The organism is Tritonibacter sp. SIMBA_163 (genome assembly GCF_046535935.1).
GTDB lineage: Bacteria > Pseudomonadota > Alphaproteobacteria > Rhodobacterales > Rhodobacteraceae > Epibacterium > Epibacterium scottomollicae.
The window spans coordinates 1-248 of the sequence record NZ_JAWJBP010001009.1 but is presented as its reverse complement, the minus strand read 5'-3'; the positions used below and the strand labels follow the sequence as shown (position 1 = coordinate 248).

Below are 248 nucleotides of genomic sequence, written 5' to 3'. Positions count from 1 at the left end.
CCGAACAGCTGGTGGTGACCCACAAGGGCCACGTGATGGAGGCTGGCCCCGCCGACCCCATCCTCCGCGCCCCCCCCCGCCCCTACACCCCGCACCAGTTCACCGCCGCCCCCAAGATCCCCGACGCAATCTGCCCCCTGCGCTACGGCACCCAGCATCTGATCCTCGAGCTGCCCCCCGGCACCAAGACCTTCACCCTGCGACCCGGCAAGAGCTGGAGCAAACCGACGCTGGGCCGCGCCTGCGAG

The 248-nt window shown here is 71.4% G+C and carries 1 pseudogene; it reads left to right on the top strand.

From position 1 onward, the window contains the following. Nucleotides 1–35: 35 nt before the first annotated feature. Nucleotides 36–248, top strand: a pseudogene (locus R0J92_RS25375) (ABC transporter ATP-binding protein); the annotation flags it as partial.